This is a genomic window from Gordonia jinhuaensis (assembly GCF_014639795.1).
Classification (GTDB): Bacteria; Actinomycetota; Actinomycetes; order Mycobacteriales; family Mycobacteriaceae; genus Gordonia_B; species Gordonia_B jinhuaensis.
Genome location: NZ_BMGC01000006.1, coordinates 115,430 through 136,312, shown reverse-complemented (window position 1 = coordinate 136,312; position 20,883 = coordinate 115,430). Strand labels below are relative to the sequence as shown.

Below are 20,883 nucleotides of genomic sequence, written 5' to 3'. Positions count from 1 at the left end.
GTGGTGGGGATCAGATCTGCGCGAGCGGCAGATCGAGGGCGGCGGCGACCTCGGCCGAGTACAGCTCGCCGTCGTGGGTCGACAGACCGCGTGCGAGTGCCGGATCGGTGTCACACGCCGCCTGCCAGCCCTTGTCGGCCAGTCGCAGTACATAGGGCAGGGTCGCGCCGGTGAGCGCGAGTGTCGAGGTGCGCGCGACCGCGCCGGGCATGTTCGCCACGCAGTAGAACAGCGAGTCGTGCACGCGGAAGGTGGGGTCGTCGTGGGTGGTGGGGTGCGAATCCTCGAAACATCCGCCCTGATCGATCGCGATGTCGACGAGAACCGAACCCGGCTTCATCTGCGCGACAAGGCTGTTGGGAACCAGCACCGGCGCCTTCGCGCCGGGGATCAGCACCGCGCCGATGACGAGGTCGGCGTTGGTGACCGCCTCGGCCAGCGCCAGCGTGGTGGAGTAGCGGGTCTGGACGCGTCCGTTGAAGCGGGCGTCGATCGCGCGCAGCTTGGTGATGTCAAGGTCGAAGACGGTCACCGAAGCGCCCATACCGACCGCGATGGTCGCGGCATTGACACCGCTGACACCGCCACCGATCACCACGACGTCGGCGGGCTCGGTGCCGGGCACACCGCCCATCAGCACGCCGCGTCCGCCCGCCGAACGCATCAGGTGGTACGCGCCGACCTGCGGTGCCAGGCGACCCGCGACCTCGCTCATCGGTGCCAGCAGCGGCAGTGAGCCGTCGGCCAGCTGGACGGTCTCGTAGGCGATCGAGGTGGTTCCCGAGGTCAGGAGCGCATCGGTACACGGCCGACTCGCGGCGAGGTGCAAGTAGGTGAACAACACCTGGTCGCGGCGCATGCGGCCGTATTCCTCGGCGATGGGCTCTTTGACCTTGAGCAGCAGGTCGGCCTGCTCCCACACCTCGTCGGCCGAGGCGAGCATCGTGGCGCCAGCCTCCTTGAAATCGGCGTCGTCGATCGCCGACCCGGCGCCCGCGCCGGCCTCGATCACGATCTCGTGTCCGTGTCGACGCAGCTCGCCGACACCGGCGGGGGTGATCGCGACGCGGAATTCGTTGTTCTTGACCTCGCGGGGGATGCCGACGAGCATGAGGGTCTCCTGGAAGAATCGGTGATTGTGTGGACTAATTGTCGAAGGTTCATCGACACCGGTTCAATACGAGTGCGGTAAATTCTCTGATACACCGTCAGGCGTGAAGACTGTTCGAGCAGGGAGGGGTGACGGATGTCGCAGCCGAAGAATCTTCGGCAGGTGCGTGGCGGACCCGCGTCTCGCGGAAGCCAGGAGGTGATCCTCGACGAGATCGACCGGTCCCTGCTGAGGCTGCTGCAGGCGGATGCGCGGGTGTCGAACGCCGCGATGGCCGAGGCGGTGGGCATCGCGCCGTCGACCTGCCACGGGCGGGTGCGACGACTCCTCGACGAGGGTGTGATCCGCGGGTTCTTCGCCGATGTCGACCCGGCGTCACTCGGACGACCGTTGCGGGCGATGGTCGCGGTGAGCCTGCAATCCGACGCCCGTGGACGCATCCGGCACTTCGTCGGCGAGGTCGCCGGCCACGATGCGGTGATCGATGTCTTCTTCCTCGCCGGGGCCGACGACTACATCCTGCACGTCGCCGTCGCCGACACCGACGAGTTGCGCGGATTCGTCGAGACGCTCAACTCCCGGCGGGAGGTGGCCGGGACCACCACCTCACTGGTGTTCGACCACGTCCGCGGCTCCGCACCGGTCTACTGAAGCCGCCCGCCGCGGCGGCATCGCCGCGTTCGGGGTCGTTCACATGCACGTTTAGACTTGGTGGCGCAAGACGAACCGCTGGGATGCGACGAGAGAACGGGTGTGAGGGTGAGCGAGACCATCAAGGTCGGTGTGCTCGGCAGTAATGGCAAGGTGGGGCAGGCCATCGTGGCAGCGGTCTCCGACGCCGACGATCTGACCTACACGGTCGGCGTGGACCGTGGGGACGCGCTCACGTCCTTCGTCGATGCCGGCACCGAGGTGGTGGTCGATTTCACCCACCCCGACGTGGTGATGGACAACCTGAAGTTCTTGATCGACAACGGCATCCATGCCGTGGTCGGTACCACCGGGTTCACCGAGGAGCGGCTGGAGCAGGTGCGCACCTGGCTCGGCGACCAGCCGCGTTCCGGTGTTCTCATCGCTCCCAACTTCGCCATCGGTGCCGTGCTGTCGATGCGATTCGCCCAGCAGGCCGCCCGCTTCTACGAGTCGGTCGAGGTCATCGAGCTGCATCACCCGCACAAGGCCGATGCCCCCTCGGGTACCGCATTTCGCACCGCGCAGCTGATCGCTGACGCGCGCGAGGATGCGGGTCTGGGTCCGAGTCCGGATGCGACCACCAGCGAACTCGAGGGCGCCCGCGGGGCGACGGTCGGCGGGGTGCACGTGCACTCGGTCCGACTGGCCGGTCTCATCGCCCATCAGGAGGTCCTGCTGGGGACCTCGGGCGAGACGCTGACGATCCGCCACGACTCCATGGACCGGGCGTCCTTCGCACCCGGTGTGCTCCTGGGTGTGCGCCAGATCGCCACCCGCCCCGGGCTGACCGTGGGCCTCGACGATTTCCTCGATCTGTGAGCGATCGGCGCACAGTGAATGAGGCGCACAGTGAGTGACGAGCATCAGCCCGGCGGTGACCACGCGCCGGACTCGTCGGCACCCGCCGGTCAGAGGCAAACGCCGATCAAGGCCAAGGATGCGCGTCCGATCGTCATCGGCATCGCCGTTCTGGTGGTCGCACTGTGCTTCTACTTCGTGCTCCTGGGCAAACGCGGTGTCGATCTCATCACCAGCGGCAACGCCGCCGGTGTGGGTATCGGGATCGGCGTCCTGATCCTGCCGCTGCTGGGGATCTGGATGGTGGTCGCGACTGTTCGCGCCGGGATCTCACATCAGCGACTCGCGGCGCGTATCGCCGACGAGGGCCGGGAGATCGACGTGTCGAGGATGCCTCGCCGGCCGTCCGGGCGCATCGAACGCGACGCCGCAGACTCACTGTTTGCCCAGGTCAAAGCTGAGTGGGAGGCCGATCCGGACGACTGGCGCAACACTTATCGCATCGCTCGGGCTTACGACTACGCCGGCGACCGGTCGCGGGCTCGCGAGATGATGAAGCGCGCTGTCGCCCAGGAGCGCGCCGAACGCAAGGGCTCCCCGGGAGACCGCTGATGTCACGTCTGCTGATCGTGCACCACACCCCGTCGCCGTACTGTCAGGCGATGTTCGAGTCGGTGATCGCCGGAGCGACCGATCCCGAGATCTCCGGCGTCGAGGTGATCCGGCGTGCGGCGTTGTCGGTGAGCGCCACCGACTTCCTCGCGGCCGACGCCTACCTGCTCGGTTCGCCGGCCAATCTCGGGTACATCTCCGGGGCGCTCAAACATTTGAGTTGCGATAACCCCGCTATTACGTGTTCTTGGAGGTCGGCGGCATGAAGCGCTTGCTGATCATCCACCACACGCCCTCGCCGCACTGCCAGGCGATGTTCGAGACGCGGACGGGTACATCATGCACGTCGGCACTGACATCGGTGGTCGGTATCGGTGGGGTGAGCTGTCGGTGCCGCTCACGCCCGCACGCCCGCTGGCGTGATACCGAAGGTGCCCGGCGTCGCACCGCTCCTGATGTTGGCGAGTGCGAACGCTCGCGCGTCGGGGTCGTCGGCGGGCAGGAACAACGCTCGGTCGGCGTCGGTCTGCGAGATCTCGCGCTCGGCGTACAGGACTCGCGCCAGCCCGGTGATGCTCGGCCAGCAAGTCGCCACCAGCCGGGGTACCTGCCCGCTGTGGTCGCCAGCGGCGCGGATCGCTCGGGCGTCGTGGGGGTTTCGCGCCATCACCATCCGCAACCCGCGCGGTGTGGGCGGGCCGCCGTGGCGGGCGAACGCTTCGCTGTAGACGCCTGCGAACAGAATGTCGGCGCGGCGCTGGCCGGTGACGCGGGTGCTGTACTCGGTGAGCCCGGCGCGTTCGGGATCATCCGGGGTCACCACTGCCCGGTCGATGGTCGCGCCGAAGATCGTTGCGGCCACACAGTGACCGCTCTCGTGTAGCGCCGTCAGCATTTCCTCACGGGCGCTCGGGGTCATCGCGGTCGTCACAGCTTCTCCTGGGGGTTGAGGTTGACCGACACCCGGCAACGCGGACCGTATCCAGGCCGTTGCCGGGTGTCGGGGTGGGGCGGTGCGAAAGGACCGGACGCACTGCCCCTCGGTCAGATGGTCAGGGGGTCAACGTCGCAGCGCCGATGGACTTCTCGTAGCCGACGACCACCGAGCGTTCGGCGACGGCGACGAACTGGTTGAATTTGGCCTCGATCGTCTCGCGGACCTCAACGGTATTGCGCCAGCCGAAGGTCGGCGACGTGCCGACGATGGTGTCGCCCAGACCCTCGACGTACCCGCCGCCGAACACCCAGGTGTGTCCCAGTGGCGACTTGAGCACGCCGCCGTTGCGGATGATCAGGCCGTACCGGTCGGCCAGGGAAGCGAGACCGGCGCTGGCGTGGATGAGGCCGGTGGTGTTGGTCTTGGCGAACTCGGCCTCGATATGGCTCACCGCCGCAACGATGTTGGCGGCGGCCTCGGGGGTGCCCGCGTCAGCGAGCAGGCGGGCGGCGAACTCGCGCTCCACCGCGACGGGCTCGATCAGGCGCAAGTTCTGTGCCGCGCGTTCGCGGACCTCCTGCTGGGAGGGCAGGGTCAAGTCGCATTGGTCGAACGCCCACACGGTCAGCGCGTCGAACGGGTCCGGCAGGCCGGGTCGCTCGCCGTCCTTGATCGAGTCGCCGGGGTCACCACACCACGGGGCGTCCCAGACACCGAACGCCTCCTCACCGCCGTAGTTGTGTGGCCGGACGCGTACGCCCTCAGCGAGCCAGCGGGGCACGTCGGACGCCTGGGAGACGAACGTGGTGACGGTGTAGAGCCCGTTGGGGCTCGGGTTGACCAGCGGTGCCTCGTACTCAACGGGGTTGAGCGTCTGTGCAACAGGGGTGGTCATCGGTTGTCCTCCAACTGGACTCCGAGGTCGGCCAACGTGGCGCGGGCGGCCTCGGGGTCGTCACGCTCAGACTGGCTGGGCGCGTGTGGGTTCTGGGAGCGGAACAGCAGGGTTCGATCGATGCGACGGTCGAGGTCGAGAACAGCGCGGTCGAGCAGGCGAAGTGCTTCGACAACGGCATCCGATACCGAGGGATTCGCCCGGCCAAGAAGATTCGCGAGCGGTGCGGACAGCGGTTCGGACATGTCGGCGAGCATGTCGGGCCACGATCCATCGGCGAGGGCGGCTCGGGAGATCTCGGGGACTGGCTGCTTGGTGAGGGTCTTGAGTGCAGCGCGCGCACGGCTCCGGCTGGCGTAGTCGATACGAGAGATCTTGGCGTCGTTGAGGAGATCGGCGCAGGTGACACACAGCTCCCGTACGGCCTCGGCGATCTCGTCGACGTCGCCGATGAGTCCGGCGGCAGTGAGCCGGTCAGCGACGGGCCGGATGACGCCGCGAATCTCGTCGGTGAGGCCGAGGTCGCGGCCATAGCGCACCGGTAGGTGTCGGCGGCGACGCGTGCGCTTCTCGTCCTGAGAGAAGGTCTTGGCGGGCGGGTCCAGGAAAATGCGGGGCCGTACCCCGAATCCGGTAGCAGGCATGGTGGTCAACTCCTCACGAGTCGTTGTTGTTGAGTAGGGCAAGGCAATCGGTGGTGGCGGTGGTGCGCGGCCTGGTTGCCGACCGGCGGGCCGTGACGATCAGGGCCGTGACGGCGGCGACGATGATGTCGCAGACGTCTCGGGCAACCCAGGCGGCGATGAACGTGGCGATAGCGCCGGTCAAGGGGCTCACAGGACCAGCAGCTCTCGAGGCTGGCCGCGTCGCGTGCTGGCCAGGTCAGCGGCCTTGCAGAACTCGTCGCAGATACCGACGTACGTGCGTCCGTTGATCTTGACGGTGACCACATCGCCCTCTTCGACGAGGGACTGGAGAGCTTCGACCTGGCCCCAGAAGGTGCCGGTCAGATGGCGGCGGATGGTGCTCCACGGCACCAGTTCCTCGTCGGTGGGGTCGAGTCGGTGCAGCTGGTCGAGGATCTGGTTCTCGAGGGTGGTGGCGGCGGTGGTGGTCATGCTTAATCTCCTCGGTGCATGAACGAATTACGGCGTCGTGCTGGGGTTGTCGTCCGCACCGCTCGCGCCGAGGCTCGCTCGCGATGCACCGCTACTCGCGGTGTGTGGGGTCAGGTCAGCGCCGACCTCCGTCGAGCCGGAGTTGCAAGTCGGCCCGGTCCGCCGACGACAGCGCCGGAGCCTCGACGTCGAGCACGCGACGAATGCGCCAGTACGACAGGGCTTCACGGCACCACCGCACCCGAGGGTCAGTCTCGCTGACGCCGCGCGACGCGAGCGCAGCCAACTTGCTCGACCACTGGCCCGGCGTCAGTTCATAGCTAGCCGGGGTCGGTGCGGGTGCGGTGGTGCTCATGGTCCCAGGATGACACGTGCGTTGCCGCTGCGCAACGACGCCACGACGCTAATTCGACTGTCGCACAGTCATATTGCCGACAGTGCTAGGTGTTGTGCCGGGCGGAAACTGTATTGCCGGTGTTGTCGCGACAGATATTGGCTCGGGCCGCCCGGCGGGCCGACCGGGGGCACCTGGCTACGGGCTTCCGCGCATCCCCGGTCGACCCGCAACTGATCATGCACCGATCGGGTGCAGGGGCGGCTCTACAGGCCGATCAGGTCACTGGCTCGCGCCGGATCAGGCGCGCCACGGACGCCGATGACCAGCGGCCACCCTTGCGCGTGGTCAGACCCTCCTCGTTGATGACGTCGGCGATGGCACGGGTCGCGAGCCCTTCGGAGTGAAGCGAGCGCATGCGGGCGAGCACAGCCTGCTCTGCCTCGTCGGGTACCAGTTCGCCCGAGGAGTCGCCGCCCCGGTAGCCGAACGGGGGCTGTCCGCCCGCGTAACCACCGCTGGCCTTCTTGATCCGACGCCCTGCCTGCATCCGCTGCACGATCATGGCTCGGTCGTACTCGTTGATCGCGGCCATGATCGTGCGGATGAGCTTGCGCTGGGGGTCCTCGGGGTTGTCGAGCATCGCCTGCTCCTCGCCCGACGTCGAGAACAGCACCGCGTCACAGGTGGCCATCTGCTCGATCGTCAGCTCCAGGCGAACCTGATCGCGGGACAACCGTGAGAGGTCTGAGACCACAACACCATCGGCCTCGCCCGCACAGCACCGATCGACCGTGCTCAGCCATGCCTCACGTTCGAACGGGGCGACGGTGCCCGAGACGTCTTCGACAACCTCGGCGACGATCCGGTGACGGTTGCGTTTGGCCCACTCGATGATCGCCTCCCGTTGACGGGCAGGGCCGTGGGCGGCGAGCTGGTCGCGGGTGCTGACGCGGATATAGGCGATCACCTTCATGTCACCAACCATATATCGCCCTGACCAGCAACGCGATATTTACTTTTAAGTATCTAGCGCAGCGTTGTGTCCGTTGACGATTCCGCGACGTGACTGTTGGAGGCCCTACTGGTCGCCGAGACCAGGCACGTCGGTGCGGATCTCGGTAACCGGTCGGCGACGCCCGGTGATCGGGCGTGCCAGCGGGTTTACGCCGGGGCTGTAGTAGCTTCCAGCGGGCATCCGGAAAGTTTTCTGGGACGAGGTGGTGCGCTCGATCTCCACAGGCGCGGTGGGCTCGGCGTCCTCGTCGTCGCCAGCGGGTTCCTGCCGGGTTGGGGGTAGGTCGGCCTGGGGCATAGCCTCCTGGCCCGTCAGCGGCCTACTGGACGCTGGAGCGGGGTCCACCTCGGCATCCCACGGCTCCGGCTCATCGAGGGCGTCTGGTCCAGCTACGGGTGACGCGGTACCGAGGATTCGATCTGGGTAGGTTCCGTCGCCGAGGTCGGCCCACCGGGTGGAGTCGTGGATCTCGCCGCGCAGCAACGCGGTCCGGATCTCCTCGCCGGTCAACATGCCCAGCGCGAGGACCTGCTTCGCGACGGAGCGCCACAGCCCCGTGTGCGGTCCGTCGCGGCTGACGTCGAGGAACATCTTCGCCATCGCTTCGGCGAACTGCATGTCGAGATCGTTGGTGGACGTCTGCCCGATCGCCAGCTCGCGCGACGAGTCTGCCGACGCGGCCAGCAACGCCAGAGCATCCTCATCGGGTTCGTTCTCGGCGATGGCTCGGGCCACGCCGACCGTCTTGCTCATCGTGGACTTCTTGTCGGTCATTCCTCGACTACCTCTCCGTCGAGCGTGTTGAGCAGCTTCTGCTCCAGTTCGTTGAGGACGTCGGCGGTCGTCGTGGTGACCACCGCCTCCACCTGGTGACGCTCGGGGCTGTTCGCCCCGGTCAGCTGCGCCCACTGCGACAGGTTGCGGTGGACCTCGCGGGCCAGCTTCACGAGCGTGTCGTCGTCGCCGCGCTGGCTCGCCGAGGCGAACCGGCCCATCAGGACCGAGCGGGTAATCCGCAGAGTCTCGCCCGCCGACCGGCGCACCTCCTCCAGCGACTCGCCGGGCTCGGCCTCCAGGTATCGCTGCACAGCCGTTCGGGCTGCGCTACGCGAGCGGAAGCCCTCGGCGTCGGCGACCTCCTGCCACGACCGTCCAAGGGCTCGCAGGCGGTGAGCGCGTTCAGCTCGACGGCGCGAGTCCTCGCGGCTCATGACGGGTCCAGGTCTCACCATGTGCTCATTATGTTCCAATTAGGTGCAACCAAAGAACGCCTCAAATGTCGGCGTTGTGCGTTGGGGGCGTGGATGATTCACTCGGCACAGCCATCTACCCGGCTCGCGGATGCGGAGCTGTGTAACGGTCTCAGGGGCGCGCTCGGGCAGACGTAAATCAGGTAAATCAGGTAATCCAGCAAACTTCTCTGCCCTATGAAATATCTCCCTCTTCATCCTCACAACCAACTTTCTTGATTTACCTGATTTACCTGATTTACCTACCAAGGCGGAGGAGGCCGAATACCCCGCACAGCCTGCGCTTATGCGCGCCGGGTGGGTGTCCCCGACGGCGCGATCCGAACTGATTTACCAACTGATTTACCGGTGATTTACGTCCCCGATCGCCGGGGTGCAGCGCCCGATCGGGGCACCCGCAGCCCCATCGCCGCCGTCGCCGAGCCGCTCTGAGCCCCCGTAAATCAGTCTGCGACCGCCCGTAAATCAGCCGGTAAATCAGCTCGCGGGTGATCCGCAGCACCCGCAGCAGTCCTGCCCGAATGACCACAACACCGACTAAGTCGGGATTGTAAGGGCCGCAACGACTTACGGCGCGTCAATCGTTGCCCCGGCGTTCTCGAACGGGCTAAGATGGGTCTCAATAAGTCGCACCGGCGACGACCATCTGTCAGGTAGCCGGTACGCACATCACGCGCCGGATGAACCGCCTGACCGAGATGGCGGCATTCGGGGAGTGATGTCCCGCTTGCCAGTCGGGTGCTCGACGCAGCACCCACGCACGCTGACCTGAGGGCCGAGACAGACGGCCCGGCTCGGGGATTGCTGCGGAACTCCTTCACGACCTCTGGAGCCCGCAGTGTCAGCACCAGCACCCACCATCTCGTCGCGCCTTCTCGACTCCGACGACATCGCCCAGCGATTCAGCACCACCCGCGAGACCGTATACAAGCTCGTGCGTGAGGACGGCCTTCCCGCGCACCGTATCCGCCGCCGCCTGCTGTTCGACCCTCAGGAGGTCGATCAGTGGATGCGATCGCAGGACGGGTCGCCGGGTGGCATGTCCACCACCGACGCGAAGACCGCCGTATTGTGGTCGGATTCCTGGGTGTCGCAGCAGGTCTCGAAGTTCGGACCCGACGACCTGCGCCGCGCGGCGGTGCGACGCCGCCGACAGCGGGCGCGGATGACCCTTCGGGTGGCCTCGGAAACCTCCCCACAAACACGAGATCGCCCGCCCCACGCCGAGATTCGCGGGACGGGCGAGACAACCCGAGTCAACGAGATGAAGGCCGACCAGTGACCCTCAGCACCCAGAATAGCACCGCCACCGACACCAGCGCGGACACCGAGACGGCCCAGCACGTCGCGGGGGCACATCTCGCCGACCTCCTGAGCAAGCCACAGAGCACGCGCATTCTGGATCTGCTCGGCGATGAGATCGGGCAGACAGTGGTCGACTGGAACGTCCAGACCATCCGCTACGGGACGATGTTCTCCGACTACGACCCCGCCAAGCGGCGGGTGAACACGTCCGCAACCGGCAGAGTGCAGACCACCGACAACCCCGTGGCCTCCGAGGTTTTGGCTGTGCCCGTCGCCCTCGTCGAGGAGATCCTGACGGACACCGGTATCGCCGTGCCTTCCCGCGACGACTGCATCGCGTGGGCCGAGGCCGATCGGGCAGACGGCGGTGACGGGACCGATCCCGAGCAAGCTGTCCGGCGGGCTGTATACGTCGCCGATCCCGACCTCATCGGCACCACTGGACCCGCCGAGGCGCGAGTATGCGGTGTGCCCCGGTCGATCTTCGACGGGCTGGAATCCCACGAGCAGCGCTCGGTTCTCGACGGCAAGGTGATTGGTGGTCCGAACTCGCCGATGGCCGCCGCGAGATGGTTGGCCCGGCAACACTTCACGAAGAAGATCCGGGTCAACGGCAAAGGCCGCCGGTATCGGACGATCCGCGCCCGCACGCTGGTCCGGATCGATCAGACCTGGTACGAATATGCCCGGCCTGCCCCTGGACAGCCTGAACGATGGATTGCTCGCGCAGATCCCGAGTGGATGGGCGGGAAGCTGCGCCGCATCCTCGGCGAGATGCGCTACCTCCACACGCGACGGGAGAACAAGCAGAACGTCTACTCGGTGCGGTGGTGGAACCCGACCGAGAAGGCCATCGTCGAGGTGGAGAAGGCACTGGCCGGGATGCTTGCTGCCGGTTCGGGCACCCACGCTCGGGAGCTTCCTGACTTCTACGGCGTCGGGCAACGGTTCTACGCCGGTTCTGATACGTGGGCGCTGTGCCGCAACGGGGTTCTGGACGTGTCGACGGGGCGGCTGCGCGCCGCGTCACCGCTCTGGTTCAGCCTCACCCGCATTGAGGCCGACTACGACCCGCACGCGGACCCGAACGCGCCGTGCCGGTGGCTGGACGCACTGCGCGCGCAGTGGGGTGACGACCCCGCCGCGATCACCTGCCTCCAGCAGTGGTTCGGATACGTCCTCAGCGGTCGTAACGACTTGCAACGCTGGATGATGGTCTACGGCCCGAAGGGCAGCGCGAAGTCCCTGATCGCCACCGTGTTGTCGGCGCTGATCGGCAACGTCTCCGAACTCGGCCTCAAGTCGCTCAATCTCGACTTCGGCCTCCAACAGGCATACGAGTCGGGCGCGACGCTTGCGGTCATGAGCGACATGCGATTCGGTGGCCGCGACACCAGCGCCGCCCTCGGGCGTCTCCTGGCGATCACCGGCGGCGACATCGTGGACGTGCAGCGCAAGTACAAGGCGGCTGTGTCGCTCGTGCTTCCGATGCGGTTTCATGGCTCGGCCAACGAGATGCCGCGTATCTCCGACCGCAGTGGCGCGTTGCTGTCGCGGATGCTGGTGCTGCACACCAACCGGGTGTTCCGAGGCACCGAGGACGACGACCCCGGCCTCACGCGCGAGATCCTGGCCAATGAACTGGGCCAAGTGCTCCGATGGGCTGTCGACGGCCTGATGCTGCTCAACGCCTCCGGCGGGACGTTCACGATCAGTGCCGACGCGCCGGAACTTCTCGATGAGATCGCCGACGATATGTCCAACGTGCGGCAGTTCGTAGGCGAGTGCTGCGAGGTCGACGGTGGCGATAGCGGCCACTTTGTCACCCTCACCCAGCTGTTCCGCGTGTGGAAGGCATGGGCCGAGGAAACCCGAACCGGCGAACGCATGAGCCAGAACGCCTTCTTCAAGGCACTGCGCTCCTACTCAGACGGCAACACCGACACCCCGATCCGGGTCGGCCAGACACGTTCGCTGGGCAAGGTCGTCCACGGGATCAAGGTCGCCCGATTCGAGATCACCGACGATAACCGGGCGTTGGGTGAGGTGTCCCGCGCCGTCTCTACAGCCCAGCACCAGACCAACTTTGAGGAGATCAAGTGACCATTGACGATTATCACGCGAGCCAGCCCGTTGTGGACACCGCGACCATCCAGCAGGTACTCGACTCGTACCCCGGTCTAGGGCACCGGGGGTACTTTCCCAACGGCACTTCGTATGGCGGTGAGCACGTCGATAATCGCCTGGAGCCGTTCAGCGTTGAGGCGGTGGAATGGTGCGCGTTGGTGTTGCGGAGGAACTTCACCCCGCTGCTCAAGCCCAGTGCGGCGGTAGTCAGTCACCAGGTTGCGCGGATCATGGAGCGTCGTCGTGCGGCCACCGGTGAGGTGAAAGATCCGTACGTCACCGAAGGTGAGTTGGTCGTCGCGGCGATCATCGACGGGTTCCCGGTCTGCCCCGACCTGACCGGATCGACAGGGGCGTGCTCGCTCGGTATCTCACCCCGAGCCTTGAAGATGTTTGACGCACGTTCACAGATCCAGGCGAGTGGAGGTGAGACGTCGTGCTAGGCGCTACCCGACTCACCGCCGTACTCGGGTCGGGCGTCGACCCCACCGACCGCGAGGCCATGCGCAACTACCTACGCGAAGGTGCCAGTGCCGGTCTGTCGCTGCTGTTCGTCCAGCCGAGCACCAAAGTTCCTGCCGATCCGCGCACCGTGCGGTCACGGAACCGAGCCAACAAAGCCGCGCGAGAAGCTGCCCAGGCCGCCGGACGCGGCGACTGGCGGAAGGTCAGAGCCCCTGCAGGTTTGGCCTTGGCCACCGCCAAGGACCGGACGCTGCTCGCTTACCTCGACCAGTACTTCCACGACTATCCCGGCCAGCCGGTCAACCTCGCCGTCGAAGTGGGCGGGTCCAGGCTGATCGTCGTCGACTGTGACACGCCTCAGCAACGCGCAGCTTTCCTCGGCATGGCTGAGGCACCTGATGTGCCCCCGACCATCGTCACCCCCGGTGGTGGCGGGCACTTCTATTTCACGGTGCCTGAGGGGATCGAGCTGCCGAGGACAGCCGGTGCGATGACGCTGGGACACGGTGAGGGCGCGTTCGCGGTGCTCTGGGACCGGCGCTACGTCCTGGTTCCGCCGTCGATCGTGGACGGTAGGCGCTACGAGGCGCTGGGCCGTGAGTATCCCGCCCCTGATTGGCTCATCGAGAAGATCATTGAGCGCGGGCATGCGCGCCACGAACGCCGCATCGCCGAGGATCATTTTGCTGAGGGTGTGGACCTGTGGGCCGAGATGACGCCCTGGTCGATGATCTTGGAACCGCTCGGCTGGACTCGTGTAGCGCGGCCTGACAGCTGTGGCTGCGACGTCTGGACCGCCCCCGGTGAGCGACGCACCGCCCGGTCGGCTACCGCTCACGACTCCGGTTGCTCGCTGGGCCGCTACACCGAGATCAATGCGCCGCTGCACATCTGGTCGCACTTCGTGGGCGAGCCCTTCGAGCGCTATATCGACGAGCGAGGCACCTACACCCTGAGCAAGCTCCAAGCCGTCACATACGCCGACTTCGACGGTGACACCGCCTGGGCAGTCTCACAGCTGGAGTTGCTGCCTGACGTCGAGATCGACTTCGCGGGTGTCGCGGCGCTGGGCTGAGTAGCCCGCTTCAACGCGGAGCGCCCCGCTCGCAGACAATCTCGCACATTCGGCCCCCGAGGTACCGGGGCAGTGCGGACGTCCGTGAGCGGGGCGCTCTGGCGTTCTGGTCCTATCCCGCGTCGCCGGGTCGGCGTGGGGTGATGGTGATGGCGTCCGAGGGCTTGTGCCAGCGGCCCCGGCCCACGCGGTCGATGGTGATGGTCATGGTCGACCGGATGAACTCGCGGCGGGCGATCAGGGGTAGCTCGCCCCACAGCGCCATCGGGTCGGGAGCCGTCGCGAGATCTCGCACCACGGGGTCGGTGAACACAGGAGTCGCTTCGGCCTCGGCGTCGGCGATCTGGGATTCCAGGCGGGTCGCCACTCGCGCCCCGGTGCTCGGCGGCATACGGCCCTCGGCGATCTCGTTCTCCACGTCCCCCAGACGTTGACGTAGCTCGGCCAGTCGTGCCGGGGCGGTGGGGTCAGACGCCGGGATCTCGGCGAGGGCGGCCAGCGACTCGGGCGTGGTCAGGATGCCCTCGACGACAGCTAGGATCACGCCGTCCGTCGCCTGCATATTCCGCCCGACGCAGTGTGACTTGCACTGGTAGACCTCGTAGTTTCCGCCGTCCCTGCGACGTCCGCCGCGCGCCTTCCAGACGTACTCGCCGCACACCGCGCACCGCGCGATACCGGTCAGGAGATGCTTCACCGGCCCGCGCGGGCCGGTCTTGCGCCCGGCGAACAACGCCACCAGATCGTGGTGCTGTTCGTCGGTGAGAATCGGCTCCCAGGTGCCCTTGCCGTGGATCTCCTGCGGGCCGCGCTTGCCGTCGACCTTCGCGCTGACGGTCCGGTACCCGGCGTAGGTCGGGTTCACCATGATCCGGCGCAGCTTCGCCGAGTCCCAGCCGAGCGGGTCCTGAGTTTCGATCCACCGCACCACCGACCCGAAGCTGTGCCCATCGAGCACGCGCCGCGCTGCCTCGGCGACCAGGGGAGCGCGCGACGGGTCGGGGACGCGGCCCGTCGACTTGCCGGTGTCGGGGTCGCGAACGATCTTGTAGCCGTAGGGAACTCGCCCGTGGGGCTTGCCCTGGGCCAGGTTCTCGCGGTGGGCGCGCTTGATCCGCTTGCGGATGTCTTCGGCTTCACGCTCGGCGAGCAGTGCGTCGAGCCCGGTGGTGAAACGGTCGTCGCCGTCTTCGAGATCGAACAGCCGTCCGCTGTAGGACAACATCACCTGTCGATCGGTGCAGAGGCGGCGCAGATCGACGTAGTGGTCCATCGACCGGCCAGCGCGTGAGGGCTCCCAGACCACCAGCACGTCGCCGGGGCGCAGCACCTCACTGAGCCGGGCGTACTGCGGGCGGTCCTTGGTGGCGAAGCGGGTCGCCGACCGATCGTTGTCGGTCAGCACCTCGGCGACCGGCCACCCATTGCGCTCGCATACCGCCCTGCACTCGGCCTCCTGCTCGGCGACCGAGCGGCCACCGGCCAGGTCGCGCGAGACGCGCGTGTAGATCACTGCGCGGGTCGGCGCACGTCGGGACTCGGTGTAGGTGCTGGTCAGCGCGGTGCTCATAGTAAGAGAGTTTACGAATAATAAACACGCCTTCGACTCGTCGTACTACCAGATCCTCGACTCCACTCGCGGCCGCCCGTTCGGCTGTTATCTCCACGCGAACGAGGGTGCCGAGGGCGCCGAACGGGCCGTCGAGACCATCACCACCGGCCTCGGCTGGACGCGGGTGGCCCCGAATGTGGTGGTGTCGGGCACGCCCTCCAAGGATGACCTCGAATCGTGCTGGGAACTCGGTGCGACGATCGCGGCGGGGCTCATGGGATGACGACTGTGCCGAGCCGGGTGGTGTCGGCGTCACGTCGCCGGGTGTGAGCCCTGATCTGAGGAATCCGGCCGCATCAACTCCACCACGGCGGCGACATCGCGGTCGGCGTAGCCGTGCGCTGCGGCCTCGCGATAGCGCTCCAGTGCGGCGAGCGCAGTCGTCGGCGTGACGTTTCCGGCGGCGGCGATGTCGACGAACAGGCCCAGATCCTTCGCCCCCAGCGGGGTGGCGAACCAACCGTCGTGGTCACCGCCGATGACGTCGTCGAGCCGGTTGCGCAACCCTGGGGCCATCATCGGACTCGACGACAACACCGAGGTGAGGGTGTCATCGTCGAGTCCGGCGGCCTGCCCGACGACGACGGCCTCGGCCAGCGCCTCCAACCCGGTCAGCAGCAGGTGGTTCGACAGGAGTTTCACGACGCTGGCCCGTGCCGGGTCGTCGCCGCAGTCGAGAACCTTCGCGGTCAGCGCCGGCCACACCGGTTCGAGAGCGGCGCGGGCGGTGGCCGGCCCGGCCACCACATACGTCGCCGTGCCGTCGGCCACGGCCTGGGGCGCACCGAGGATCGGGGCCGCCACGAACGCCGGGTAGGTCTGCGCCATCGCGGTGGTGCGATCGGGGGCCGACGTGGTGCAGTTGACCACGGGCACCGTCACGTCGGTCGCGGCGATCTCGTCGATCAGCGATGCGGCCGCGTCGTCGTCACGCACCGAGATCAGCACCGCCTCGGCGTCGCTGACGGCCTGCGCGACCGTCGACGCACTACGAGCCCCCGCGTCGACAAGCGGCTTCTCGCGGGAGGCCGTGCGGTTCCACACCACCACGTCGTGCCCGCCGTCGATCAGCCGCCGCGCGATCGACGACCCCATGTTGCCCAGTCCGAGTACCGCGATCGTCATCCTGCATCCCTTCTGCGAGCTGTGCCTGTCGAGACATGTCTTGTCGAGCCGCTGTCAGGGTCTGCGCGCCGACCCCCTCATTCGATGATGCTCCGGGCCCGCCTGGGGTGGGGGTGGCGAAAACGCCGAGCACGTACCAGGGGCATCGGACCGGAGTCGCTAGACTCGGCGTCTGTGACACCCCCGATCCCCACGCCGTACGAGGACCTGCTGGCCGACGTCCTCGACAACGGCACCGCCAAAGCCGACCGCACCGGCACGGGGACGCGCAGCGTGTTCGGCCGGCAGCTGCGATTCGACCTCGCCGAGGGGTTCCCGCTGATCACCACCAAGAAGGTGCACCTCAAATCGATCGTCTACGAGCTGCTGTGGTTCCTGCGCGGCGACTCCAACGTCGGGTGGCTGCAGGAACACGGCGTGAGCATCTGGGATGAGTGGGCCGACCAGAACGGTGAACTCGGTCCGGTCTACGGCGTCCAGTGGCGAAGCTGGCCCACCCCATCGGGTGAACACATCGATCAGATCTCGGCGGCGCTGGATTTGCTGAGATCCGACCCCGATTCGCGCCGCAACATCGTCTCGGCCTGGAACGTGGGGGAGATCCCGCAGATGGCGTTGCCGCCGTGCCACGCCTTCTTCCAGTTCTACGTCGCCGACGGCAAGCTCTCCTGCCAGCTCTACCAGCGCAGCGCCGACCTCTTCCTCGGCGTGCCCTTCAACATCGCCTCCTATGCGTTGCTCACCCACATGATGGCCGCACAGGCCGGATTGCAGGTGGGGGAGTTCGTCTGGACCGGCGGTGATTGCCATATCTACGACAACCATGTCGACCAGGTTCGTGAACAACTCTCACGAGATGCCTACCCCTATCCGACTCTCGTGCTGGCGCAGCGTGATTCGATCTTCGACTACGTCTACGAGGACATCGAGGTGAAGGACTACCAGTGTCATCCGGCAATCAAAGCCCCAGTCGCAGTCTGAGTCTGGCCCTCATCTGGGCGGCCGACCGGACCGGCGGCATCGGTCGTGACAACGCCATCCCGTGGCGGATTCCCGACGATCAGAAGCGTTTTCGCGAGATCACCCTGGGCCATCCGGTGATCATGGGGAGGCGGACGTGGGAGTCGCTCCCGGCGAGTGTGCGCCCGTTGCCCAAGCGGCACAACATCGTTGTCACCAGTGGCACCGCCGCGCTGGGTGACGGAGTCTCGACCGCCAGGGATCTGGGCGCCGCACTCGACATCGCACGCGACGAGGATGAGGAAGCGTTCGTGATCGGCGGTGCAGGCGTCTATGCCGAGGCCATGCCGTATGCGCAGCTGCTGTACGTGACCGAGGTCGACGCCACCGACTCCGGATGCGACACCTTCGCGCCCACCATCGACCCGGACATCTGGGTGGGCCTGTCCGGGCAATGGCAGACCACCGACGAGGGCCTCCGCTACCGCTGGGTCGACTACCGCCGACGGTGAGCGCGGCGTGTCGGAGGTGGCGGGCACAATATGCGCCATGCCCGAGATGACGATCGCCGTCCGCGGAACCGCCTCCCTGAGCCTGCCTGCACAGACCGCCACCCTCCGGCCGATCATCCACTGCGAGTCCGATGAGTCGGCTGCGGCCGCTGCGGCATCGGCGAGTTCGGCGGCCAATGAACTCTCCGAACGGCTCGATGCGCTCGCCGAGCGCGGTGTGGTGGACACCTGGTCGGTCGGCGGTGTGCACACCTGGCAGTCGGCGCAGCAGTACGAGATCGTGACGGCCGACGAGATCGAAAGTGTCGCCGAGATCGAGAGTGTCGCTGAGGTCGAGAGTGCCGCCGACGACGATGGACCCGGCGAGATCGACGACGCGGACCGTGCCGACGAGACAGGTGAGTACCTGGTGGAATACGTCGAGTACACCGCCGAGGTGCGGGTCGACGTGCGATTCGTTCGCCTCGGCGCCGACCTCGACGAGTTCGTGACCGATCTGATGAGCGACTCCGCAGTCCGGGTGAGTCACATCGCGTGGGGGTTGCACACCGAGGACGAGGAGGCCGCGCGGACACGGATCTATGCGCTCGCCGTGGACAATGCCGTGCAGAAGGCGAACGCCATCGCGGGGCCGCCGGCTGCGCGGACCCGGTTCCCACGTCGATCGTCGAACCCGATATGAGCAGTCCGGTGCCGACATATGAACGATCCCCAGCCGCACTCGGTGCGCCCGCGCCGCGCGCGTTCACCGGCGACGACCAGCCTCCGGTGCTCGCACTGCGGCCCGAAGAGCAGCGACTGTGGGCGATGGTCGAGGCCACGTTCACCGCCGTGCGGCCATGAGAATCGGTGCAGCCGGTCTGTCGGTCGCGCAAGCACGCCGGATCGCGCTCGCCGCACAGGGTTTCACCGACCCGCGACCTGCGTCGCCCACCCGGCGTCATCTGCAGCGAGTGCTCGGACGTATCCAGCTGATCCAGATGGACTCGGTGTCGGTGGCGGTTCGTGCGCACTACATGCCGCTCTACAGCAGGCTCGGCGCCTACGACCGGTCGCTGCTCGACAAGGGCGCATGGATGCCGACGTCGACCTCGCCGCGGCTGCTCGTTGAGTACTGGGCGCATGAGGCGGCGCTGATCCCGGTGGCGGACTGGTCGCTGTTCGGGTGGCGGCGCGAGGACTACGCCGACGGGCGCTGGTGGAAGGCCAGCGTTATCGAGGAGACCCACCCGGGCCTTCGCGCGGCCATCCACTCTGCGATCGCCGAACTCGGGCCGTCCACGAGCGGTGTGCTGGAGAAGCACCTGGGCCACGTTCCGGCCGCCGAGCGCGGCACCTGGTGGGATCGCAGCGCTGTCAAACGCATGTGCGAGGCCATGTTCGCCAGCGGTGAGCTCGCGGCGACGCGGGACACCGGTTTCGCCCGCCACTACTGCGAGCCCGCGGACGTGATCGATGCGCCGACCCTCACCGAGAAGATCTCCCGGCCCGAGGCGATGGTCGAGCTGATGCGCCGATCGGTGCGGGCGCTGGGCATCGGAATCGAGGCCGACCTTCGCGACTACTACCGGCTGCCCGTCGCCGATGCGCGTGCGGCACTGGCCGAACTGGTCGCCTCCGGCGAGGTGGAACAGGTGGCCGTCGCGGGCTGGAAGCAGCCCGCCTATCTCGACGCGTCGGCGCGGATGCCGCGGCGTGTCGAGGGGGACACCCTGCTCAGCCCGTTCGACTCACTGATCTTCTTCCGGCCGCGCGTACAGCGATTGTTCGACTTCGACTACCGCATCGAGATCTACGTTCCCGAACACAAGCGGGTGCACGGGTACTACGTGTTCCCTTTCCTGATGGACGGCGAACTCGTCGCCCGTGTCGACCTCAAGGCCGACCGGGCCGCCGGCGTGCTGCGGGTGCAGTCCGCGCATGCGGAGGCGAATGTCGGCGCGGGTGCGGATGAGGTACCCGCACGGCTCGCGGCGAGTCTGCACGACTTCGCCGGATGGCTGGACCTCGACGACGTCCTGGTCGCCGATCGGGGTGACCTCGCGCCCGCGCTACGCCGCGCCCTCGCCTGACCCCGACTGGTCTGGGTGCCCGGTGTCCGGGGTCGATGCTGTCCCCGACGTGGGCGTCGGGGACAATCAGGATGTCTGATGCACGATCGCGAGGGAGAGCTGCGTTGCCGGAAATGGTGTCACTGAAGGTCCAGATGGTCGCCAAGACCGACTTCGGCGCGCCCGGCGACGTGCCGTGGGAGACCGACGCCGACGGCGGCGAGGCGCTCGTCGAATTCGCCGGCCGCGCCTGCTATCAGAGCTGGGACAAGCCCAATCCCCGCACCGCGACCAACGCCGGGTATCTGCGCCACATCCTCGAGGTCGGACATCTGTCGCTGCTCGAACACGCCAACGTCACCTTCTACATCACCGGTATCTCTCGATCATGCACTCACGAGCTGATCCGCCACCGCCACTTCTCCTATTCCCAGCTCTCGCAACGCTTTGTGCCCGAACATGATTCGAATGTGGTGCCGCCGCCCGCGATCGCCGGCGACGCCGAACTCGAAGCGCTGTTCGCCGAGGCGACCGACGCCTCCCGTAAGGCCTACGGGGAACTGCTGGCGGCTCTCGAGGCGAAGTTCGCCGACGTGCCGAATGCGATCCTGCGACGCAAACAGGCGCGGCAGGCTGCGCGGTCGGTGCTCCCGAATGCCACCGAGACCAAGATCGTGGTCACCGGGAACTACCGCGCGTGGCGGCATTTCGTCGGGATGCGCGCGACCGAACACGCCGATGTCGAGATCAGGCAGCTAGCGGTGGAATGCCTGCGCCAGCTCAAAGAGGTCGCTCCCACGGTGTTCGGTGACTTCGAGATCGGCACACTGGCCGACGGCACCGAGGTCGCGACCTCGCCGTACGTGTTCGAGGGCTGAACGACAC

General features: G+C 67.0%; 25 protein-coding genes and 2 pseudogenes. 15 read left to right on the top strand and 12 right to left on the bottom strand.

Annotated elements, in window-relative coordinates:
• Nucleotides 1–10 precede the first annotated feature (10 nt).
• Nucleotides 11–1,111 (bottom strand): alanine dehydrogenase, encoded by a 1,101-nt coding sequence (gene ald, locus IEW22_RS06565; RefSeq protein ID WP_188585788.1) that lies wholly within the window; start codon nt 1,109–1,111, stop codon nt 11–13.
• A gap of 135 nt (nt 1,112–1,246) precedes the next feature.
• Here ald and IEW22_RS06560 point away from each other — a divergent pair, with 135 nt between their 5' ends.
• The 4 genes and pseudogenes from IEW22_RS06560 to IEW22_RS06545 form a co-directional block, all read left to right on the top strand.
• The gene (locus IEW22_RS06560) at nt 1,247–1,762 is read left to right on the top strand and encodes an Lrp/AsnC family transcriptional regulator (RefSeq protein WP_188585787.1); all 516 of its coding nucleotides are present in this window, start codon (nt 1,247–1,249) and stop codon (nt 1,760–1,762) included.
• Nucleotides 1,763–1,870: 108 nt separating this feature from the next.
• Nucleotides 1,871–2,623, top strand: coding sequence for a 4-hydroxy-tetrahydrodipicolinate reductase (gene dapB, locus IEW22_RS06555; RefSeq protein ID WP_188585786.1), 753 nt, complete (start codon nt 1,871–1,873; stop codon nt 2,621–2,623).
• 105 nt (nt 2,624–2,728) lie between these two features.
• Nucleotides 2,729–3,214, top strand: a complete 486-nt coding sequence (locus IEW22_RS06550; protein WP_188585860.1) for a hypothetical protein — start codon at nt 2,729–2,731, stop codon at nt 3,212–3,214.
• Nucleotides 3,214–3,429: pseudogene (locus IEW22_RS06545) on the top strand (flavodoxin family protein); the annotation flags it as partial. The gene IEW22_RS06550 and the pseudogene IEW22_RS06545, both read left to right, overlap by 1 nt.
• Before the next feature lie 182 nt (nt 3,430–3,611).
• On the opposite strand, the gene IEW22_RS06540 reads toward IEW22_RS06545, so the two are convergent.
• The 9 genes from IEW22_RS06540 to IEW22_RS06500 all read right to left on the bottom strand — a co-directional run bounded on the left by IEW22_RS06540 (nt 3,612) and on the right by IEW22_RS06500 (nt 8,727).
• Nucleotides 3,612–4,145: a hypothetical protein gene (locus IEW22_RS06540; RefSeq protein ID WP_188585785.1), complete on the bottom strand. Its 534-nt coding sequence runs from the start codon at nt 4,143–4,145 to the stop codon at nt 3,612–3,614.
• Between the two features lie 121 nt (nt 4,146–4,266).
• Entirely contained in the window at nt 4,267–5,046 is a 780-nt protein-coding gene (locus tag IEW22_RS06535; RefSeq protein WP_188585784.1) for a hypothetical protein, read from the bottom strand.
• Complete coding sequence (locus IEW22_RS06530) at nt 5,043–5,690, bottom strand: hypothetical protein (protein ID WP_188585783.1); 648 nt, start codon at nt 5,688–5,690, stop codon at nt 5,043–5,045. Before IEW22_RS06530 ends, IEW22_RS06535 begins: the two co-directional genes overlap by 4 nt.
• Before the next feature lie 13 nt (nt 5,691–5,703).
• Complete coding sequence (locus IEW22_RS06525; RefSeq protein ID WP_188585782.1) at nt 5,704–5,883, bottom strand: hypothetical protein; 180 nt, start codon at nt 5,881–5,883, stop codon at nt 5,704–5,706.
• The gene (locus tag IEW22_RS06520) at nt 5,880–6,164 is read right to left on the bottom strand and encodes a hypothetical protein (RefSeq protein ID WP_188585781.1); all 285 of its coding nucleotides are present in this window, start codon (nt 6,162–6,164) and stop codon (nt 5,880–5,882) included. Before IEW22_RS06520 ends, IEW22_RS06525 begins: the two co-directional genes overlap by 4 nt.
• A gap of 115 nt (nt 6,165–6,279) precedes the next feature.
• Nucleotides 6,280–6,519 (bottom strand): hypothetical protein, encoded by a 240-nt coding sequence (locus IEW22_RS06515; RefSeq protein WP_188585780.1) that lies wholly within the window; start codon nt 6,517–6,519, stop codon nt 6,280–6,282.
• A 256-nt stretch (nt 6,520–6,775) separates the two neighbouring features.
• Nucleotides 6,776–7,474, bottom strand: a complete 699-nt coding sequence (locus IEW22_RS06510; RefSeq protein WP_188585779.1) for a recombinase family protein — start codon at nt 7,472–7,474, stop codon at nt 6,776–6,778.
• A gap of 105 nt (nt 7,475–7,579) precedes the next feature.
• Nucleotides 7,580–8,290, bottom strand: a complete 711-nt coding sequence (locus tag IEW22_RS06505) for a hypothetical protein (RefSeq protein ID WP_188585778.1) — start codon at nt 8,288–8,290, stop codon at nt 7,580–7,582.
• Entirely contained in the window at nt 8,287–8,727 is a 441-nt protein-coding gene (locus tag IEW22_RS06500; protein ID WP_188585777.1) for a hypothetical protein, read from the bottom strand. The genes IEW22_RS06505 and IEW22_RS06500 overlap by 4 nt, the downstream gene beginning before the upstream one ends.
• 877 nt (nt 8,728–9,604) lie before the next feature.
• Between IEW22_RS06500 and IEW22_RS06495 the strand changes: the two genes are divergently transcribed.
• From IEW22_RS06495 to IEW22_RS06480, 4 genes are read left to right on the top strand one after another with little or no spacing between them, the layout of a single operon-like run.
• A complete protein-coding gene (locus tag IEW22_RS06495) occupies nt 9,605–10,048 on the top strand; it encodes a helix-turn-helix domain-containing protein (protein ID WP_229742231.1) in 444 nt (147 codons plus the stop codon).
• Nucleotides 10,045–12,174 carry a phage/plasmid primase, P4 family gene (locus tag IEW22_RS06490; RefSeq protein ID WP_188585776.1) on the top strand — a complete coding sequence of 710 codons (2,130 nt, stop codon included), beginning with the start codon at nt 10,045–10,047 and terminating at the stop codon, nt 12,172–12,174. Before IEW22_RS06495 ends, IEW22_RS06490 begins: the two co-directional genes overlap by 4 nt.
• Entirely contained in the window at nt 12,171–12,641 is a 471-nt protein-coding gene (locus IEW22_RS06485) for a hypothetical protein (protein ID WP_188585775.1), read from the top strand. The genes IEW22_RS06490 and IEW22_RS06485 overlap by 4 nt, the downstream gene beginning before the upstream one ends.
• Nucleotides 12,635–13,738, top strand: a complete 1,104-nt coding sequence (locus IEW22_RS06480) for a bifunctional DNA primase/polymerase (protein WP_188585774.1) — start codon at nt 12,635–12,637, stop codon at nt 13,736–13,738. The genes IEW22_RS06485 and IEW22_RS06480 overlap by 7 nt, the downstream gene beginning before the upstream one ends.
• Before the next feature lie 112 nt (nt 13,739–13,850).
• Here the strand turns inward: IEW22_RS06480 and IEW22_RS06475 are convergent, their stop codons facing one another.
• Nucleotides 13,851–15,308: a recombinase family protein gene (locus IEW22_RS06475; protein WP_188585773.1), complete on the bottom strand. Its 1,458-nt coding sequence runs from the start codon at nt 15,306–15,308 to the stop codon at nt 13,851–13,853.
• A gap of 22 nt (nt 15,309–15,330) precedes the next feature.
• On the opposite strand from IEW22_RS06475, the pseudogene IEW22_RS06470 reads away from it, so the two are divergent.
• Nucleotides 15,331–15,573 (top strand): annotated as a pseudogene (locus IEW22_RS06470) (flavodoxin family protein); the annotation flags it as partial.
• A gap of 29 nt (nt 15,574–15,602) precedes the next feature.
• On the opposite strand, the gene IEW22_RS06465 reads toward IEW22_RS06470, so the two are convergent.
• Nucleotides 15,603–16,475 (bottom strand): NAD(P)-dependent oxidoreductase, encoded by an 873-nt coding sequence (locus IEW22_RS06465; RefSeq protein ID WP_188585772.1) that lies wholly within the window; start codon nt 16,473–16,475, stop codon nt 15,603–15,605.
• Between the two features lie 174 nt (nt 16,476–16,649).
• Here IEW22_RS06465 and IEW22_RS06460 point away from each other — a divergent pair, with 174 nt between their 5' ends.
• The 6 genes from IEW22_RS06460 to thyX all read left to right on the top strand — a co-directional run bounded on the left by IEW22_RS06460 (nt 16,650) and on the right by thyX (nt 20,876).
• Nucleotides 16,650–17,456: a thymidylate synthase gene (locus IEW22_RS06460; protein WP_229742230.1), complete on the top strand. Its 807-nt coding sequence runs from the start codon at nt 16,650–16,652 to the stop codon at nt 17,454–17,456.
• Nucleotides 17,420–17,947: a dihydrofolate reductase gene (locus IEW22_RS06455; protein ID WP_229742229.1), complete on the top strand. Its 528-nt coding sequence runs from the start codon at nt 17,420–17,422 to the stop codon at nt 17,945–17,947. Before IEW22_RS06460 ends, IEW22_RS06455 begins: the two co-directional genes overlap by 37 nt.
• A gap of 37 nt (nt 17,948–17,984) precedes the next feature.
• Nucleotides 17,985–18,629 (top strand): SIMPL domain-containing protein, encoded by a 645-nt coding sequence (locus IEW22_RS06450; protein WP_188585771.1) that lies wholly within the window; start codon nt 17,985–17,987, stop codon nt 18,627–18,629.
• The gene (locus tag IEW22_RS06445; protein WP_188585770.1) at nt 18,626–18,790 is read left to right on the top strand and encodes a hypothetical protein; all 165 of its coding nucleotides are present in this window, start codon (nt 18,626–18,628) and stop codon (nt 18,788–18,790) included. The genes IEW22_RS06450 and IEW22_RS06445 overlap by 4 nt, the downstream gene beginning before the upstream one ends.
• Entirely contained in the window at nt 18,787–20,019 is a 1,233-nt protein-coding gene (locus IEW22_RS06440; RefSeq protein ID WP_188585769.1) for a winged helix-turn-helix domain-containing protein, read from the top strand. Before IEW22_RS06445 ends, IEW22_RS06440 begins: the two co-directional genes overlap by 4 nt.
• Nucleotides 20,020–20,123: 104 nt before the next feature.
• Complete coding sequence (gene thyX, locus IEW22_RS06435; RefSeq protein WP_188585768.1) at nt 20,124–20,876, top strand: FAD-dependent thymidylate synthase; 753 nt, start codon at nt 20,124–20,126, stop codon at nt 20,874–20,876.
• The last annotated feature ends 7 nt before the right edge of the window (nt 20,877–20,883 follow it).

Coding starts and splice junctions, on each gene's coding strand:
- ald (WP_188585788.1), bottom strand. CDS start 1,111: ATGCTCGTCGGCATCCCCCGCGAGGTCAAGAACAACGAATTCCGCGTC.
- IEW22_RS06560 (WP_188585787.1), top strand. CDS start 1,247: ATGTCGCAGCCGAAGAATCTTCGGCAGGTGCGTGGCGGACCCGCGTCT.
- IEW22_RS06535 (WP_188585784.1), bottom strand. CDS start 5,046: ATGACCACCCCTGTTGCACAGACGCTCAACCCCGTTGAGTACGAGGCA.
- IEW22_RS06530 (WP_188585783.1), bottom strand. CDS start 5,690: ATGCCTGCTACCGGATTCGGGGTACGGCCCCGCATTTTCCTGGACCCG.
- IEW22_RS06520 (WP_188585781.1), bottom strand. CDS start 6,164: ATGACCACCACCGCCGCCACCACCCTCGAGAACCAGATCCTCGACCAG.
- IEW22_RS06515 (WP_188585780.1), bottom strand. CDS start 6,519: ATGAGCACCACCGCACCCGCACCGACCCCGGCTAGCTATGAACTGACG.
- IEW22_RS06510 (WP_188585779.1), bottom strand. CDS start 7,474: ATGAAGGTGATCGCCTATATCCGCGTCAGCACCCGCGACCAGCTCGCC.
- IEW22_RS06505 (WP_188585778.1), bottom strand. CDS start 8,290: ATGACCGACAAGAAGTCCACGATGAGCAAGACGGTCGGCGTGGCCCGA.
- IEW22_RS06500 (WP_188585777.1), bottom strand. CDS start 8,727: ATGAGCCGCGAGGACTCGCGCCGTCGAGCTGAACGCGCTCACCGCCTG.
- IEW22_RS06475 (WP_188585773.1), bottom strand. CDS start 15,308: ATGAGCACCGCGCTGACCAGCACCTACACCGAGTCCCGACGTGCGCCG.
- IEW22_RS06465 (WP_188585772.1), bottom strand. CDS start 16,475: ATGACGATCGCGGTACTCGGACTGGGCAACATGGGGTCGTCGATCGCG.
- IEW22_RS06450 (WP_188585771.1), top strand. CDS start 17,985: ATGCCCGAGATGACGATCGCCGTCCGCGGAACCGCCTCCCTGAGCCTG.
- IEW22_RS06445 (WP_188585770.1), top strand. CDS start 18,626: ATGAGCAGTCCGGTGCCGACATATGAACGATCCCCAGCCGCACTCGGT.
- IEW22_RS06440 (WP_188585769.1), top strand. CDS start 18,787: ATGAGAATCGGTGCAGCCGGTCTGTCGGTCGCGCAAGCACGCCGGATC.